This window comes from Streptomyces sp. GESEQ-35 (assembly GCF_017948485.1).
In the GTDB taxonomy this organism is placed as follows: Bacteria; Actinomycetota; Actinomycetes; order Streptomycetales; family Streptomycetaceae; genus Streptomyces.
Genome location: NZ_JAFFSX010000090.1, coordinates 1 through 803 on the forward strand (window position 1 = coordinate 1; position 803 = coordinate 803).

Annotated in this window: 1 protein-coding gene; it reads right to left on the bottom strand. The window is 70.1% G+C overall.

What is annotated here, in order from left to right:
- The coding region (locus KCH87_RS48465; RefSeq protein WP_210594465.1) for an acyl-CoA mutase large subunit family protein at positions 1 to 803 on the bottom strand (803 nt) is incomplete at both ends.

Sequence of the window (803 nt, forward strand, 5' to 3'; positions counted from 1 at the left end):
GCCGGGTCCACGCGGAGCGGCTCGTAGGGCTCCTCCGCGTCGAGCTGGAAGCGGTTGACGCCGACCACGACCCGGTCGCCCGCGTCGGTCTCCTGGGCGATCCGGTAGGCGTTGCGCTCGATCTCGCCCTTCTGGAAGCCCCGCTCGATCGCCGCGACCGCGCCGCCGAGTTCCTCGACCTTCGTCATCAGCTCCAGCGCCGCCGCCTCCACGTCGTCCGTCATCTTCTCGATGGCATAGGAGCCCGCGAAGGGGTCGACCGTGGCCGTCACGTCCGTCTCGTAGGCCAGCACCTGCTGGGTGCGCAGGGCCAGCCGGGCGCTCTTGTCCGTGGGCAGCGCGATCGCCTCGTCGAAGGAGTTCGTGTGCAGGGACTGGGTGCCGCCCAGCACCGCGCCCAGGCCCTGCACCGCGACCCGGACCAGGTTCACCTCGGGCTGCTGCGCGGTCAGCTGTACCCCTGCCGTCTGGGTGTGGAAGCGCAGCATCAGCGACTTCGGGTTCCGCGCCCCGAACTCCTCCCGCATCACCCGGGCCCAGATCCTGCGCGCCGCACGGAACTTGGCGACCTCCTCCAGGATCGTCGTGCGGGCCACGAAGAAGAAGGACAGCCGGGGCGCGAAGTCGTCCACGTCCATGCCGGCCGCGACAGCCGTGCGGACGTACTCGATGCCGTCGGCCAGGGTGAACGCGATCTCCTGCGCGGGCGAGGCGCCCGCCTCCGCCATGTGGTAGCCGGAGATCGAGATCGTGTTCCACCTGGGGATCTCGGCCCGGCAGTACTTGAAGATGTCCGCGATCAG